Raw genomic sequence first — 16,144 nt, 5'->3', positions numbered from 1 at the left:
TGCCACCGGGGGTGGCTCGCTTGCATTGGATTCGGCATTCGTCATAACCAGGAATTCACATGCGTTTCAGCGCCATGACGGCAGCCACATCTCCGCCTGCCACCGTTCGCCGGTGATGGCGTCCGCGTTCAGGATCGGCCAGAGCCACGCGAAGTTCGCCACGACGAGGCCGACGTAGAGCGCCACGACGAGCAGTCCGGTGCCTCGCCGTTCGAAGCCGCGGCGCGCGCTGCCCAGAATCTGCCCGAGTATCAGCGTCAGGCCGAGTATCAAAAACGGCGCCATCGGTGTGGCGTAAAAGAAGTACATCTGGCGGTCGAGGTTGACGAACCACGGCAGCAGACCGGCGAGGTAGCCGACGAGCACCGCCGCGTACCGCCAGTCCATCGCGAAGACGGCGCGCCACAGGCCCCAGCCGAGCATCGGCAGCGCGAGCCACCACATCGCGGGCGTGCCGATCAGCATGGTCGCGCGCACGCAGTCGCCCGCGCCGCAGCCGGTGACCGAGGTGCCGGATTCGTAGTGGTAGAGCATCGGCCGCAGACCCATCGGCCAGGTCCACGGCTTCGACTCGTACGAGTGCGGATTGTCCTTCGGTGTCAGCAGATGCGAGTGGAAGTCCAGCACGCTGGCGGTGTACGTGCCGAGCGAGCGCAAGGCCGCCGGGACCCAGCCCCAGATCCCGGGGTCGAGGTTCTTGATCTCGGCGAGGTTGCGGTCGGTCGCGGTCTCGCTGGCGAACCAGGCGCCGTAGTCGGCGAGATAGACGAGGAACGGGATCGCGACGATCGCCCACAGCGCGGGCGCCACGTCCCGCACGATCGTGCCGAGCCACGGCCGTCCGACACCGGCCGCGCGCCGGGCGGCGACGTCGAAGAACACGCACAGCAACCCGAACGCGACCATGTAGTACAGGCCGGACCACTTCACGGCGAACGCCAGCCCGAGCATCAGCCCGGTCCCGAAACGCCACCAGCGGAACCCCAAGCGAGGCCCGAACTTGGACTCGTCGGCCCAGCCTTCGCGGACGGCGACGGCGAGGCGTTCGCGGACTTGGTCGCGGTCGCGCAGCAGACAGCCGAACGCGGCGAGCACGAACAGCGCGATGAAGATGTCGAGCATGCCCATGCGGGCCTGCAGGTGCAGCACGCCATCGCAGATGACCAGCACACCGGCGATCGCACCGAGCAAGGTCGAGCGAGTCAGGCGCCGCGCGATCCGCACCGTCAAGAACACGATCAGCACACCGGCGACGGCGGCGGAAAGCCGCCAGCCCCAGCCGTTGTAACCGACCAGCCATTCACCTACCGCGATCAGCTGCTTCGCCAACGGCGGGTGGACGACGAGTTCGTAGCCGTAGTTGTCCTCGTAACCGCCATTGCGCAGCATCTGCCACGCCTGCGGGACGTAATGCTTCTCGTCGAAGACGGGAGTGCCTTGGCTGGTAGGGAAACCCAGGTTCTGCAGGCGCACGACGGCGCCGACGAGCGTGATGATCACGGTGATCACCCAGCCGCGCGCCCGGTCGTCCGGCATGGGCTTGCCCAGCAGCGTGGCTTCACGGTCGGACGGCGGCCCCGTCAGCGTCTCCCGGATGAGCTGATCCCTGTCGTCGAAGTGGCAAGATCATCGATCCGGCTCCGACCCTACCCGTGCCATGGTGTGCGTCAGATGAGCTGGTATCGACCCGAGTTGATCAACCTCGGGCCGTCTCGGACGTCTTACAGAGCATGAAGTCAGTCGTGCTGCTGTCCCTGCTCCTCGCCGCTTCGCTCACGGTCGTGACGCCCGCGTCCGCCGCCGAACCCGGCCAGGTCGTGACGAGATTCAGCGAGGCCGACCGCGCCGCCGCGCTGGCTTACTGGACGCCGGAGCGGATGCGGAAGCTCGGGCAGCAGGAATGGCTGCCACCGGCGGAAACGGTCGGCAAACTCTGGGAAGGCGCGATGCCGCCGGGCGTCGGCAGGCTGTTCTTCCACGCCGAGCCCGGCAACTACGACGAGTCGTGCACGGCGACCGTGGTGCCCAGCGCGACCAAGGACGTGGCGCTGACCGCCGGCCACTGCCTCAACGGCGGTTTCGACCGCTGGGACAACGAGATCAAGCACGGCACCATGGTCTTCGTGCCCGGATACGGCGACGGCGCGCGCCAGGTCTTCGCCGTCCGCGCGTTCGCCTGGTCGGACACCTATCGCGGGCCGACCAGCGCGGCCGACGACGACGGTGTCATCGCGCTCGACCCGGTGGACGGCAAGCACGTCGCCGAGGTGGCGGGTGTCCAGGAGATCTCGTTCGACCAGCCGCCGTCGCCGGTGCCCACGACCATGCTCGGCTACCCGGTGTCGGCACTGGCGCGCGGCGAGAAACTGGTCTCCTGCGAGCGTCCGGCCACGCTGGACACCAACAGCGTGTCCACCGTCTGGGAGACGACCTGCGACCTCGCGGGCGGGTCCAGCGGCGGTCCGTGGCTGCGGAACTTCGATCCGGCGTCGGGCAAGGGCACGATCTACGGGGTGACCAGCCGCGGGACCATGGACGAGAACGGCGTGACCACCGATCTCAGCGCGGCCTTGTTCACCCCGGCCGTGCGTGACCTCTACGCGAGCGCAGACCGGCTCTAGCCGGCGAGGGGGACGCAGAGCAAGGCGTCCGGAGTGCTCCGCGAACCGACCCGGCCCGTGTAGGCCACCCCGGCGACGTATTCGTCCACAGTGCACTGTCCTTTGTAGTTGCCGTAGGCGAACTCGCCGCCGGGCGAGCCCGCCGGCCGGTTGTCGCCGCGGTCGAACCACACCGTGCGCCCGCCACGGCCGAGCGGCGCCGCCGACTTTCCGCACAGCGCGGCCGAAAACGCCGCGCCCTTGACGCTGTATCCGGCCAGGAAGTGGTCCGGCGGGCACTGGACCTTCGTGTAGCCGCCTGCCCAGTCTCGATCCACAAAGGACTCATCGCGGACGGTCACGTATCCGGCCGGGGCGGCGGCGATGGTCGTGCACAGGCCGTGGTTTCCCGAGTGGCTCAAGCCGATGATCCGCTGCCCGTCCGGACAGGTTCCCTTGCGCGCGCCGGAATTCCAGTCCGGCATGGCACGGACGGCGCGTGACGCCTGGAAGTCCCCGTAGTCCAGATTCAGCATCGACCACCGGCTCGTGACGGGGATCTGCCCGGTCCGCGACGGAGCGTTGACCAGCCGTCGCCAGGCCGTGGCACGCCAGTCCCCCGCGTCGTACACGCTGATGCGGCGGCCCGCCGAATCCCAGGCGAGCAGCGACCAGCCATCGCCGGAACCGTTGGTGTGGAAGCCGACCATCGGCCAGTACGCGAAGTCCGTGTCGGTCTCGGCGAGATAGTCCACGAACCGCTCGAACCAGTCACGCGACTTCGCGTCGGAGTTTCGCCCGACCCCGAATTCGCTGATCCACAGCGGCGCCGTGAAATGCGCCCCGGTCTCGGCCGAGACGAAGAAAGCCTGGCGATACAACACATCCCGCAGCTCCTGCGGGCTCAAGTCCTGGTAGCGCGGGTCACTCGTCTCGCCGACGCCCGTCGCGCCCGAGTGGTTCGGGCCGGTGTAGCCGTAGAAGTGCGCGGCGTAGACAAGCTTGCCGGAGTCGATGAGCGTGTGGGACAGCGTGCGCGCGGGTTCAAGCGTGGGCCTGCCGTGCGCGAAACCGTCGACCGGGATGCCGGTCCAGTTGATGCCCTCGACGATGATCAGGAGATCACGGTTGGCCTCGGCGAGGATGCGGTCACCCGCCTGCTGGCTCGCGCGCTGCCAGTCGGTGTTGTTGCCCCAGCCCCAATTCGGGTCGTCGAGTACGTTCCGGCGGACCTCGTTGTACAGGTCGGCGCCGACGACCCGCTTGTTCGCGGCGTAGCGGCGGGCCATGAAGACCCAGTCGTCCTGCCACGCCCGCTCGTCCTGGCTGGTGTTCCAGCGCTCGTTGCCGTCGACACCGCAACACCACTTCGAGGTGGTCGTGTGATTGTTGAGGATCACCGCGAAGCCGCGCGCGGTCAGCCTGTCGACGACGGCGTCGTACACCTGCAGCGGGGTCTTGCCGCGCAGGCCGGGATTGGCGGGCAGGTCGGGCACCGGGGCGGCGTCGTGGATCATCTGGTTCGAGAACGGCAGCCGGACGCTGGTGAGACCGAGCTCGGCGAACCCGTCGATGATCGTGTCGATCGACGCCCGGTCCAGCCCGAGCGGCGTCTCGTAGGCGATCTCACCCGCGTGGTGGTTCGCCGGGTCGGTGACCGAGCCGGACCCGTTCCAGGTGCCGCTGGCGCCGTGCCAGTTACCGGCCTTGAGCTTGAACCGGGCACCGGTCGCGTCGACGATGTACCGCCCGCGCGTGCTCAGCGGGCCGGTCCACGCCGCCTCGGCGGTCTGCTGTGGCGCCGCGGTGGCGGGCGGGGCCGTCACGCTCACGGCCGACAGTACGACGAGTGCGACAGCCGCGATCCTCATGTACCGAAAGGTAACCAGCCGGGCACCGCCCGTCCAGGATCCGTGCCCGTGCGGACGCGAGCCTGGCCCGGATGGCCCCACGAGCGCCCCTCGCTCCCCGAGCCGGGCCGGGATAAAGCCCGCTAAACTCCCGGGGATAAAGCAGGCTTTATCCCCGGGAGTAAAGCCCGCTTTATCCCGGCCTTCGCGGGCGCTAGGAGCCGGGTTGGACCGGCGGGAAGGTCCACTTCGAGGCGTCACCGGAGCAACTGCCCGCCGAGAGCGTCGAACCGGAGGCGCGGAAGCACTTCTTGCTCGACTGGATGTCGGAGATGGTGTTGTTGCTCAGGTTGATCGACCACTGCTGCTTCGGCCCGCCGGTGCAGCTCTGCAGTTCGATCGAGCTGCCGTTCATGCCTGCGCACCGGTCGTTGATGACCAGGAAGGCGCCGTGGAACGAGAAATTCTGCGCGGCGGCGCCACTGCACGCGGCCATCTTCAGCTTGGTGCCGGTGGTCGACGAGTTGTTCGGGTCTTCCAGGCAGGTGCTGGTCGACTTGTTGCGGAACGGCCCGGCGTAGGTGTTCGGCTTCGCCCCGCCGTAGCAGGCGCCGGTGCCGGTGTTGAAGATCGGCGTCGAGTCGTACGCCTCGTTCGGCGACGGGTCGACGACGACCGGCTCCATCACCGGGGTGCCGTCGGAGTTATAGTGGGTGAGCGCGTCTTCGCAGTCGATGGCGTTGAACGCGCTGCCACCCTTGCCACCCAGCCACAGGTCGATGTGGCGCAGCTTCGGGCCGCCGTTCGGGCCGTGACCGTTCCAGTCCTGCGAACACTCTTCGCAGCTGTCTTCCATGATGAAGTACTTGCGCACCCTCGGCACCCAGACCTTGGTGCCCGCCTTGAGTTCCGAAGTGCTGGTGGCGAAGGTGATCGGGTCGGCGTAGGTGCCCTTGCCGCCCGCCGTGTCGTGGATCTTGGGGTAGGAGATGTCACCGCCGGGCGGGGTGTTGTCCCACCAGCCGTAGAAGGTCAGGAAGGTCTGCTGGGTGGTGGCGGCTTGTGCCGTGCTGCCACCGGAAAGTGCCGCCGTGGCCACGAACATCAGGCTCGCGAGCGCGACCAGCGCACGCCGGATCATGGTGCCTCCGCAAGTGAAGTGTCGGCTGGGATGACGAGCGGCGGTCGCCTTCTTCAGCATCCGACTTGATCACACCCGCGTCAAGACCATTTGTAAACTTTACTAACTAAGTCCCGTTGCGACATCGCGCCCCTTTATGACGTCCGCTTATCACGCCGTCGGTGAAATTAGGCACAATATAGGCAAACCGGGCATTCTGGCTTGCCTCTCAGGAGACTGGGCGCTTGCCGGTCGCGAGGCCTCGGCCAACCAGGTAGTCGTAGCAAGACCGGAGCAATCCGTACATTTCGTAGTGCGATCTATCCATTTCGACGATATTCCACCGCACGGCCCGATTGGCCTGGACCACTCCGTCGACGTCGATCACGCCTTGGCCGTACGGCACCATGTAGTCGTCCATGCCCGTCGCGGGCCCGTCCTTGATGTGGATGTACTCGAGCCGTTTGCCCAGCGACGCGGCCACCGTCTTGGGGTCCACTCCGCCCGCCTGCGCCCAGTAGGTGTCCAGCTCGATGACGACGGAACGATCGAGTTCGCCGAGCAGGATCTGGTAGGCCGAACACCCGTTGAACCTGTTGCGGAACTCCGCGAAATGATTGTGGTAACCGATTCGCATGCCGTACGCGGCGGCGTTGGCGACCGCTTCGTTGATGCGGTCCGCGCCGCGGCGGATCGCGTCGACGGAGGTGAACTCCTCGGGTTCCAGACTCCAGACAAGCGTTTTCGCGCCCAGCTCGGCGTACTGGTCGAGGATGGCCTTGGCTTCGGCGCCCGACGGGAACGGGGCGTGTGAGCTGCACAGGCCGAGGCCGAGTTCCCTCAGGCGGGACTTGACGGACTTCGGGGAATGGCCGCAGAGCTCGTAGCTTTCGATGGCCACGAAACCGATCTCGGCGACACGGGCGAGTGTGCCCATGAGGTCCTGCTCGGCCTGCTCGTGGAGCGACCACATCTGCAGCGCTATCGGCGCGGGCTTGCGAGGACTCGCCTGCGCCACCGAAGGCAGCGCGGCCAGCGCCGCGGCCGACATCAGCATGGATCTGCGACTGAACCGCCGGACCGCCATGGAACTCCTCACGGCTGCTGGACTCGATCTTCATCGACGCTAGCCGGGCACCCCCGAGCTGTACAGGCGCGATCATCGATAAATGGTTTCGGCCAGAGCTAAGGGCTCCTGCGCGTTGCGGGCTTGGCCTGCGCCGCCTGGTTCGCCTGTATGAAGGCTCCCCTCATCCAGGTTTGGCTGCATGAAGGGAGCCTTCATCGCGCATAGCTGCATGAAGGGAGCCTTCATACAGGCCATTTGCATGAGCGGAGCGAGCGCGGGCGCGGGCGCGGGCGGGGGCGGGAGTGCTCGGCGGGGCGGATCGTGCAAGTGCGCGCCCGCAGAGGACTCGTGAGTGGTACGGCCGGTTCTAACCGGCGAAAACACTCACGACCACCACGCGCGCGAGTCCGGCAGGACTACCTGCAGGCTTTGTTTTGCGGAGGTTCCGCCGGTGGTTCTGCATGGTGGCCGCAGCTTTCGTCGGTGACCATTCTCGATGAGAAAGGCGAGGTGACGCAGATGCGTGGCAACTGCCGGTACAGCTGGCCCGAACCCCCTCACGGCCGCCACAAGGGGTGAGTGTTCACTCACCCCAGGCCGAGCGTGGCCGCCAGCCGGGACGCGGCCACGCGGACGCTCGGCGTGTCGTACCTGGCGCATTCGGCCAGCGCGCGCACGCGGTATTCCCTGGCACGCGGGGGCTCGTCGTTGGCGTCGGCCAGTTCGGCGAGCAGGGTCAGGATCTCGATCCGGATCTCCGGCCAGCGCGCTTCCTCCAATGTGGACACCAGCTGCGCGCCGGCGCCCGCGGGGTCGCCGGCGGCGATGAGCGCCTTGCCCCTGGTGAATCGCACTCGCGCCAGGCCCGCGTCCACGCCGTAGCGGGTGAACAGCCGCTCGGCCTCGTCCAGCAGGTCCAGCGCGGCGGGCGTGTCGCCGACCGCGGCGAAGGTGTCGGCGCAGCGAATGAGCACCAGGCCGAGCCCGAGTAGCTCGTCCTCACCCAGAAAGCCTTCTGCCGCGCGGAAATAGGCCAAGCTCTCCGCGTTGACCGCGACCGCTTCGGTGAACTCGCCCGCCGCGTGCAGCATGGTCCCGAGCATCGACATGGCCAGATGCCTGCCGACCTGATTGCCTGCCTTCTCGAACAGGCCGACCGAGCGCTTGGCGATGGCGATCGCGTCGGCGGGCGAGCCCAGGCGCAGCTCGATGCTCGCGCGGCAGTACCAAGACCAGGCCTCGGAGACGAGGTCACCCGAGTCGGCCGAGGCGCGCACCGCGAGTTCGTTGAGCTCCAGTGCCTCGCGTGGCTGCTCGCAGAGCGCGTAGCGCACCCAGGCCAGGCAGTTCAGCTGCTCGGCGGTGGCCTTGGCGTCGCCGAGCGCCCGCGCGGCTGCCACCCCGGTCTCGAACACGCCACGCCACAGGTCGCCGACGCCGTTGAGGTAGGAGTACCAGTACATGCCGGTCGCCAGGTCGAGCACCTTGCGATGCTCGCCGCGCTCGACGGTGGCCAGCAGCGCGGCGTGCCAGTTGAGCTGCTCGTCCACCAGCCATCGCTTCGCGGTGGCGCGGTCCGGCACCGGATCCGGGCCGTCGATCGGGGCGGCCGTGGCCGCGCGGTCGGGGTCGAAGAACAGCCCCGCCTTCGTGGCGACCGCGACCAGCCAGTCGCGGATCCGCTTCCCCGCCGCCTCGGCGGTTTCGGGCGGCTCGTCGAGTTCCAGGCGTTCCCTGGCGAACACGCGCAGCAGGTCATGGCAGGTGTAGCGGCCCGCCGCGCCGAAGTCGCCGAACAGGCTCGCGTCGACGAGTTCCGCCAGCGCCGCCGCCACCCGTGACGGCGGCTCCCCCGTGAGCACCGCGGCCGTCTCGACCGTCGTGTGCGGACCGGGCATCAGTGCCACCAGCCGGAACATCCTCGCCGCCTCGGGCGCCAGCTGGTGATAGGAGATCTCGAACGCGGCACGCACCTGAAGGTCGCCGGCGGCGAGCACGGTCAGCCGCCGCCGCTCGTCCTCGAGCTGGACGGCCAGGCTTTCGATCGTCCACTGTGGCCTGCTGGCCAGCCGGTTGGCCGCGATGAGCAGCGCCAGCGGCACCCCGCCGCACAGCCGCGCGATCCGCCGCGCCGCGTCCGGCTCGGCGCCCACCCGCGCGGCGCCCGCGACGACGGCAAGGAGCCGGACGGCGCTGTCCTCGTCGAGCAGCCCGAGCGCGAGCCTGCGGTGCGCGTTCAGCCCGGCCAGCGTCTTGCGGCTGGTCACCAGCACCACGGTGCCGGGGCTGGCCGCCAGCAGCGGCCTGACCTGCGCCTCGTTGGCGGCGTTCTCGAGGATCAGCAGAACCTCGCGGTCGAGCAGCAGCGAGTGGTAGAGGGCGAACCGGTCATCGGGATCGGCGGGGATCGCGCGGTCCTGGACGCCGAAACCCCGCAGCAGCCGGTGGACGGCCTGCTCGGGCGGCAGCGGGACGGGGTCCGTGCCGCGCATGTCGACGAAGTGGCAGCCGTCGGCGAACCGCTCGGCCAGCCTGCTCCCCGCCTCCACCGCGAGCGCCGTCTTGCCGACGCCGGGCAGCCCGTGGATCACCGCGACCCGCGCGCCCGCCGAGGACTCGGCTTCCTCGGCGAAATCGGCCAGCACCTGCAGCTCGGTCTCACGGCCGGTCAGCTCGGTGAGCACCGGCGGCAGCCCGCGCGCGATGCTCAGCTCCAGCGCCCGGCCCCGGACCGGCTTGTCGGCGGCGGCCGCCACACGGCCGACGCGGGATTGCGCGGCGAACTCGGCGGCCTCGGCACCGGTGAGTTCGAGGCCGGCGATGAGCAGGTCGACCGTGCGCCGGTGCGGGCTGCGGGCCCTGCCGCGTTCCATGTCGCTGAGCGCGCGCACGCTGAGGCCGGTCCGCTGCGCCAGCTCCTCCTGGGTCAGCGCGAGGCGCAGCCGGTAGAACCGGAGGAAGTCACCGAACACGGTCGCTACCACGCCGACCTGCTCCTTTCCGCCGATCTTGGTGTGCTGAGTCTGGCACAGGACCAGGTGGCCCGATCGCGGACACACCGACGCCGCCGGGCCGCCCGGACTTTCCATCGCCGGTTCTCGATTCATCCACTATTCGAGAGAATTCATCTCTCCGTTCCGGGAATTGATTCAGTAACCTTACTCCGCCGCTAAGTCATTACCGCAAAGCTCGGCAATTCGCTGGTTACAATTGTCCGCGAGAACGCACGAAAGACTGAGAGGGACGCGGAATGAACTTCCCCGGCCGGCGAACGACCGAGCGGCAGCACGTACTGCACCTGATCTCCTTCGGCTACCTCCATCTCGGCGACGGCTGCCCGCCGCTCGCCGACCGGGTCGAGGACGTCCGTGAGCGGCTCCGCGACCCGGCGGCCGCGCGCGGCATCCTCGATCTGGACGGGCGCGATCCTCGGGTGCAGGACATCGTCGCCCGCACCCCCGGCGCGCAGGAGCTGCTCGCCAACCTGCTGGCCTACGCCGAGCTGCCGTCAGGACCCCGGCGCATCGCCATCGGCTGCGCCGGCGGCAGGCATCGCTCCGGCGGTCTCGTCGAGCTGCTGGCCGCCACCCTGCGCGCACGCGGCCGCCAGGTCGAAGTAGAGCATCGGCACATCCACCTGCCCCGCGTCCTGCGGCCGTGATCCGCGCCTCCGGAAGTCGTGAACGCCCCTTTCACGACGATCAAAGTCGCGAAAGGGGCGTTCACGCACAGACGGCGATGAGCGTCAGCCGGCTTTTTGTTTCTTGGCGACTATTCGCCAGCCGATGGTGAGCACCACGGCCAGCACCGGAATCGAATAGAAGGCGATCTTTTCCGCGCCGTCGGAGAAGGCCATCAGCACGACGACCAGCACCAGGAAACCAAGGGTGGCCCAGCCGCTGTACGGCGCGAACGGCATCCGGTACGACGGCCGCTCCACCTCGCCGCGCAGCGCGGCCTGACGCAGGCGCAGCTGGCAGAAGATCAGCGTCGCCCAGGTGGTGATCACGCCGAGCGAGGCGATGGCGATCGCGATGTCGAACGCGTCCTTCGGGACCAGGTAGTTGAGCACCACGCCCAGCACGTACGCGCCGGAGGTGAACAGGATGCCGCCGTAGGGCACGTGGCGCCCGCTCATCCGGCCGACGAACTTCGGCGCCTCGCCCTTCTCCGCCAGCGCGCGCAGGATGCGGCCGGTCGAGTACAGGCCGGAGTTGCAGCTCGACAGCGCGGCGGTGAGCACGACCGCGTTCATCACGTCGCCGATGCCCGGGATGCCGAGCCTGCTGAAGACCGTGACGAACGGGCTCTCGTCGCCGTTGTAGAACGGCCAGGGCAGCAGCATCGCCAGCATCAGCACGGAACCGACGTAGAACACGCCGATCCGCCAGATGACGCTGTTGATCGCCTTCGGCAGCACCTTGCGGGCGTCCTTGGTCTCGCCTGCCGCGATGCCGACGACCTCGATCGCGGAGTAGGCGAAGATGACCGCCTGCAACGTCATCAGCGCCAGGCCGACGCCGGCCGGGAAGAATCCATTGTGGCCGGTCAGGTTGTGCACACCGGCCGTGGTGCCGCCGATGTCGGCGCTGGTCAGCACCAGCCCGGCCGCGGTGACCAGGAAGACGACGATGGCCAGCACCTTGACCACCGAGAACCAGAATTCCAGCTCGCCGAACAGTTTCACCGAAAGCAGGTTCACCGCCAGCAGCACGCCGAGCGCCACCAGCGCGGTGATCCACTGTGGCACGTCGGGCAGCCATTTGTGCACGTAGATCGCGACCGCGGTGATCTCCGCGATGCCGGTCATCGCCCAGTTCACCCAGTACATCCAGCCGGAGGCGAAACCGGCCCACGGCCCGATGAACTTGCGGGCATAGGTGACGAAACTGCCCGAACTCGGCTCGTGCAGCACGAGCTCACCGAGCGCGCGCATCACGAAGTACGCCGCCACGCCGCAGATCGCGTAGGAAAAGACCAGCGACGGGCCGATCTGGTGGAGTTTGCCACCCGCGCCGAGGAAGAGCCCGACACCGATCGCGCCGCCGATGGCGATCATCTGCACTTGGCGGTTGCCCAGTGCTTTTGAATAGCTTTCACCTTTGTCGGTGAGCAGCGAGGAGGAATCCATGGTTTACAGACGCTAGGGCGTTGTGCGGCAAGTCACCAAGCGCGCTAAGGAAGACTTAAGGTGTGCCACAGATCACTGTTCCACCTTGGTTAGGCTGCGGCCCGTGGATTTCGCGGCGCTGCTGGACCGGATAGCCGACGACGTCATGCCGGAAATCGGGCGTGGCGCCGTCGCCGACTACATTCCCGCGCTGGCGCAGGCCGATCCGCGCCGATTCGGCATGGCGGTGGCCGAACTGGACGGTGCGGTGCACGGCGTCGGCGACTGGCGGCAGCCGTTTTCGATCCAAAGCATGTCGAAGGTGTTCACGCTCGCGCTGACCCTCGCGCACGGCGACGAAGTGTGGGCGCGAGTAGGCCGCGAGCCGTCCGGAAACCCGTTCAATTCCTTGGTACAGCTGGAAAACGAGGACGGCATTCCGCGCAATCCGTTCATCAACGCCGGCGCGCTCGTGGTGACCGACGAATTGGCCGGCCACGGCGACGCGGCCGACGCGTTGCTCACCTTCCTGCGCGAGGAAAGCGGCAGCACGTCGATCGGCATCGACGCCGAGGTCGCCGCCTCCGAAGCCGAACACGCCGACCGGAACCGGGCGCTGGCCTACTTCATGGCCTCCTACGGCAACATGCGCAACCCGGTGCCCGCGGTGCTCGGCCAGTACGTCCGCCAGTGCTCGATCGCGATGACCTGCGAGGACGTCGCCCGCTCCGCGGTGTTCCTGGCCAGGCACGGGGTCCGCAACGACGGCACGCGGCTGCTCGACCTCAGCGCGGCGAAGCGGATCAACGCGGTGATGCTGACCTGTGGCACCTACGACGCGGCAGGCGAGTTCGCCTATCGCGTGGGCCTGCCCGGCAAGAGCGGGGTCGGCGGCGGCATCGTCGCGATCGTCCCCGGACGCTGCGCGATCTGCGTGTGGAGCCCCGGCCTGGACGCGCGCGGGAACTCCGTCGCCGGGGTCGCCGCGCTGGACCGGTTCACCACGCTGACCGGCTGGTCGATTTTCTGACCGAACGCGAACGCATGCATTCTTCCCGATAAATTGCGCGACGCACAACGGTCGACAAGAAAGCGCTTACATCTGTACCCTAAGCAGCCGGAACAAGCAGGTCAACCCCGGTCTCGGCGGACCTTTACACAACTGCGTGCAATCGGGTGCACAAAACGCCGTCAGATATTGCCCGGCCCCGCGACGCCGTCTAGCATCAGCGGGAATCGTTTACTGACATAAGCGACATTTCTCCTACGTATTTCCACACCCGCCCCCCGTGTGCCCCGAGGAGCGCATCAGTGAAGTCCAGGCAGAAGAATCCACGCACCGCGGTCCGGTTACTGACGGCCACCGCGCTGGTCGCCGCCACCTGCGGCGCGGCCGTGCTACCCCAGGCGAACGGCGCCCCCGCCGTCAAGCCGGCCGCCAGCACCACCCTCACCGTGCCCGCCGCCGCGGGTGCGGAGGCAGCACTTCCCGGCTACCACATCCAGTCGTCCGCCAAGGTCAGCGACGACTCGTCGGTGAGCAAGCCGGACTTCTCCACCAGCGGCTGGTACCCGGTGTCGGCCCGCTCCACGGTCTTCGCGGGCCTGCTGGAGAACGGCAAATACCCCGACCCGTTCTACTCGACCAACCTGAAGTCGGCCAACCCGGCCGACTTCACCGTGCCGTGGTGGTACCGCACCCAGCTGACCGTGGACTCGACCGCGCAGCGCACCTACCTGGACTTCTCGGGCGTGCTCTCCCGTGCGGACGTCTGGGTCAACGGCACCAAGATCGCCGACAGCAAGCAGGTCGTCGGCTCCTACACCCGCCACGACCTCGACATCACCTCCGTGGTGAAGCCGGGCGCCAACGCGGTCGCGCTGAAGATCTACCCGAACGACCCGAACCGCGACCTCACCATGGGCTGGATCGACTGGGCGCAGACCCCGCCGGACAAGAACATGGGCATCGTGCGTGACGTGCTGGTCCGCCGCAGCGGCCCGGTCGCGCTGCGCGGCGCGCACGTCAACACCAAGCTGGCGAGCGACCTCAAGCACGCGGACCTGACCACCGAGGTCGACGTCCGCAACGACTCCGACGCGCCGGTCACCACGACCGTCTCCGGCACCGTCGCGGGCGTCGCGATCAGCAAGGACGTCACGCTGGCCGCCAAGGAGAAGAAGAACGTCTCCTTCCCGGTGGTCGGTCTCGACAACCCGAACGTCTGGTGGCCGGCGGGCATGGGCGGCCAGCACCGCTACGACCTGAAACTGACCGCCAACGTCGGCGGCTCCGCCTCCGACGACGCGAGCGAGAAGTTCGGCGTCCGCGAGGTCAAGGCCCCGATCCGGGGCGAAGGCCGCCAGTACTCGATCAACGGCAAGGATCTGCTGATCCTCGGCGGCGGGTACTCCCCCGACCTGTTCATGCGCTGGGACGCGGCGCAGGCCAGGACCCGCCTGAACTACGTGCTCAACATGGGCATGAACACGGTCCGCCTGGAAGGCCACATCGAGGGCGACGACTTCTTCGACATGGCCGACGAGATGGGCGTGCTGACCATGCCCGGCTGGGAATGCTGCGACAAGTGGGAGGGCGAGAGCAACGACGGTGGTGAAGGCGGCCAGAAGTGGACGCCGGAGGACTACGTCACCGCCAAGCTCTCGATGACCGGCGAGGCCGAGCGCCTGCGCAACCACCCGAGCGTGATCTCGTTCCACATCGGCAGTGACTTCGCACCCACCGCGCGGCAGGAGAAGGACTACCTGGACGCGGTCAACGCGGCCGACTTCAACGTCCCGATCATCCCCGCCGCCAAGACCAAGTCCACGCCGATCCTGGGCAAGTCCGGTATGAAGATGAACGGCCCGTACGAGTGGATCCCGCCGAACTACTGGTACGACAAGGCGCACAAGAACGCCGGTGGCGCGTGGGGCTTCAACTCCGAGACCAGCGCGGGCGTCAACATCCCGACGCTGGACACCCTCAAGCGGATGCTGTCCTCGAGCGAGCTCGAGTCGCTGTGGAAGAACCCGAAGGCGGTCCAGTACCACCGTTCCCAGTCCGAGCAGTTCAGCACCATCGAGGCGTTCGCCACGGCGCTGAACAACCGGTACGGCAAGTCGTCCAGCCTGGAAGAGTGGGTCAAGAAGTCCCAGCTCGCCCAGTACGAGAACGTCCGCGCCGAGTACGAGTCGCACGCACGGAACTACACCGACTCGTCCAACCCCGCGACCGGCCTCATCTACTGGATGCTGAACAGCCCGTGGACCTCGCTGCACTGGCAGCTCTTCGACCGGTACATGGACCAGAGCGGCGCGTACTTCGGCGTCAAGAAGGCCAACGAGCCGCTGCACATCCAGTACTCGTACGACAACAACTCGGTCGTGGTCATCAACAAGACCCAGAGCGCCGCGAGCGGCCTCAAGGCCACGACCAAGGTGTACAACCTGGACGGCACCGAGAAGTACACCAAGACCGCCACCGTCGCGCCCGCGGCCAACGGCGGCAAGGCCGTCGCGCTGACCATCCCGTCGATCAGCGGCCTGTCCGCGACCTACCTGGTCAAGCTGACCCTGACCGACTCGTCCGGCAAGGAGGTCAGCCGCAACGTGTACTGGCTGTCGTCCGGCTCCAAGAAGGACGAGACGGACTGGAGCACGACCGACTGGTGGGGCTCGAAGATCAAGTCCTACGCGGACCTGTCGGCACTGAGCAAGCTGGCGTCGACCACGGTCTCGACGACCGCGAGCTCGACCACCTCCGGTGACAAGACCATCACCACGGTCACGCTCAAGAACACCGGCTCCGGCAAGATCCCGGCGTTCTACCTGGACGCGAAGGTCGTGTCCGGCGGCGTCCCGGTCCTGCCGGTCGAGTGGACCGACAACGCGGTCAGCCTGTGGCCGGGTGAAACGGTCACGCTCACCGCGACCTACAAGACGGCCGACCTCAAGGGCGGCACCCCGTCCGTGCGGGTGACCGGCCAGAACACCGGAACCCAGACGGTCCCGGGCAAGTAGGTTCACGCCGGTTCGATCCGGTTCGACTGGGCGAAGGCCCCCTCCAGCGCTTGGAGGGGGCCTTCGTCCTTGCTCGCGCTGGGTCGGCCTGAAGGTTGTGAACGAGGCGTTCGCAACGCACAACGTTGCGAACGTGGCGTTCACGTGGATCAACTCGTCCGGCTCCGCCCGAGCCCGCGGAGGGCCAGGCCGTCGAATACGACCCCGGCCGGTCGGAGCTGCCCCATCGAGGGGTGGTGCGTTTTGCGGCGTTGGACGACGCGAAGGGCACTCACCCGTGGATGAAGGGAGCCTTCATCCAGGCGCGGCTGAGTGAGGGCCTCCCTCACCCGAAGCCGGACCGAGCGCCCCGCGCGGGCGAGGCGCCGAGAC

Annotated in this window: 10 protein-coding genes; 4 read left to right on the top strand and 6 right to left on the bottom strand. The window is 67.9% G+C overall.

Annotated elements, in window-relative coordinates:
* Positions 1 to 66: 66 nt before the first annotated feature.
* Positions 67 to 1,596, bottom strand: a complete 1,530-nt coding sequence (locus tag AB5J62_RS05830; RefSeq protein ID WP_370950193.1) for a dolichyl-phosphate-mannose--protein mannosyltransferase — start codon at positions 1,594 to 1,596, stop codon at positions 67 to 69.
* A gap of 134 nt (positions 1,597 to 1,730) precedes the next feature.
* Here AB5J62_RS05830 and AB5J62_RS05825 point away from each other — a divergent pair, with 134 nt between their 5' ends.
* On the top strand, positions 1,731 to 2,621 hold the full coding sequence (locus AB5J62_RS05825) for a serine protease (protein WP_370947073.1): 891 nt from the start codon (positions 1,731 to 1,733) through the stop codon (positions 2,619 to 2,621).
* Here AB5J62_RS05825 and AB5J62_RS05820 read toward each other — a convergent pair.
* From AB5J62_RS05820 to AB5J62_RS05805, 4 genes are all read right to left on the bottom strand, one after another.
* Positions 2,618 to 4,471: a glycoside hydrolase family 5 protein gene (locus AB5J62_RS05820; protein ID WP_370947072.1), complete on the bottom strand. Its 1,854-nt coding sequence runs from the start codon at positions 4,469 to 4,471 to the stop codon at positions 2,618 to 2,620. The two genes, AB5J62_RS05825 and AB5J62_RS05820, sit on opposite strands and share 4 nt — an antisense overlap.
* 193 nt (positions 4,472 to 4,664) lie before the next feature.
* Positions 4,665 to 5,591, bottom strand: a complete 927-nt coding sequence (locus AB5J62_RS05815; RefSeq protein WP_370947071.1) for a ricin-type beta-trefoil lectin domain protein — start codon at positions 5,589 to 5,591, stop codon at positions 4,665 to 4,667.
* 208 nt (positions 5,592 to 5,799) lie between these two features.
* Complete coding sequence (locus AB5J62_RS05810) at positions 5,800 to 6,657, bottom strand: sugar phosphate isomerase/epimerase family protein (RefSeq protein ID WP_370947070.1); 858 nt, start codon at positions 6,655 to 6,657, stop codon at positions 5,800 to 5,802.
* A 569-nt stretch (positions 6,658 to 7,226) separates the two neighbouring features.
* Positions 7,227 to 9,728, bottom strand: a complete 2,502-nt coding sequence (locus tag AB5J62_RS05805; RefSeq protein ID WP_370947069.1) for a helix-turn-helix domain-containing protein — start codon at positions 9,726 to 9,728, stop codon at positions 7,227 to 7,229.
* 161 nt (positions 9,729 to 9,889) lie between these two features.
* Here AB5J62_RS05805 and AB5J62_RS05800 point away from each other — a divergent pair, with 161 nt between their 5' ends.
* The gene (locus AB5J62_RS05800; protein ID WP_370947068.1) at positions 9,890 to 10,300 is read left to right on the top strand and encodes an ATPase; all 411 of its coding nucleotides are present in this window, start codon (positions 9,890 to 9,892) and stop codon (positions 10,298 to 10,300) included.
* 84 nt (positions 10,301 to 10,384) lie between these two features.
* Here AB5J62_RS05800 and AB5J62_RS05795 read toward each other — a convergent pair whose 3' ends face one another.
* A complete protein-coding gene (locus AB5J62_RS05795) occupies positions 10,385 to 11,770 on the bottom strand; it encodes an amino acid permease (protein WP_370947067.1) in 1,386 nt (461 codons plus the stop codon).
* A 103-nt stretch (positions 11,771 to 11,873) separates the two neighbouring features.
* Between AB5J62_RS05795 and AB5J62_RS05790 the strand changes: the two genes are divergently transcribed.
* On the top strand, positions 11,874 to 12,779 hold the full coding sequence (locus AB5J62_RS05790) for a glutaminase (RefSeq protein ID WP_370947066.1): 906 nt from the start codon (positions 11,874 to 11,876) through the stop codon (positions 12,777 to 12,779).
* A gap of 281 nt (positions 12,780 to 13,060) precedes the next feature.
* Positions 13,061 to 15,772 (top strand): sugar-binding domain-containing protein, encoded by a 2,712-nt coding sequence (locus AB5J62_RS05785; RefSeq protein WP_370947065.1) that lies wholly within the window; start codon positions 13,061 to 13,063, stop codon positions 15,770 to 15,772.
* Positions 15,773 to 16,144 lie beyond the last annotated feature (372 nt).

It is taken from the genome of Amycolatopsis sp. cg5 (assembly GCF_041346955.1).
Lineage (GTDB): Bacteria > Actinomycetota > Actinomycetes > Mycobacteriales > Pseudonocardiaceae > Amycolatopsis.
The sequence above is the reverse complement of the archived record's forward strand: the minus strand, read 5'-3'. Positions and strand labels throughout refer to the sequence as shown.

Excerpts from the sequence above, each read along its gene's own strand:
- AB5J62_RS05815 (WP_370947071.1), bottom strand. The coding sequence starts at position 5,591 with ATGATCCGGCGTGCGCTGGTCGCGCTCGCGAGCCTGATGTTCGTGGCC.
- AB5J62_RS05800 (WP_370947068.1), top strand. The coding sequence starts at position 9,890 with ATGAACTTCCCCGGCCGGCGAACGACCGAGCGGCAGCACGTACTGCAC.
- AB5J62_RS05820 (WP_370947072.1), bottom strand. The coding sequence starts at position 4,471 with ATGAGGATCGCGGCTGTCGCACTCGTCGTACTGTCGGCCGTGAGCGTG.
- AB5J62_RS05795 (WP_370947067.1), bottom strand. The coding sequence starts at position 11,770 with ATGGATTCCTCCTCGCTGCTCACCGACAAAGGTGAAAGCTATTCAAAA.
- AB5J62_RS05825 (WP_370947073.1), top strand. The coding sequence starts at position 1,731 with ATGAAGTCAGTCGTGCTGCTGTCCCTGCTCCTCGCCGCTTCGCTCACG.
- AB5J62_RS05805 (WP_370947069.1), bottom strand. The coding sequence starts at position 9,728 with ATGGAAAGTCCGGGCGGCCCGGCGGCGTCGGTGTGTCCGCGATCGGGC.
- AB5J62_RS05810 (WP_370947070.1), bottom strand. The coding sequence starts at position 6,657 with ATGGCGGTCCGGCGGTTCAGTCGCAGATCCATGCTGATGTCGGCCGCG.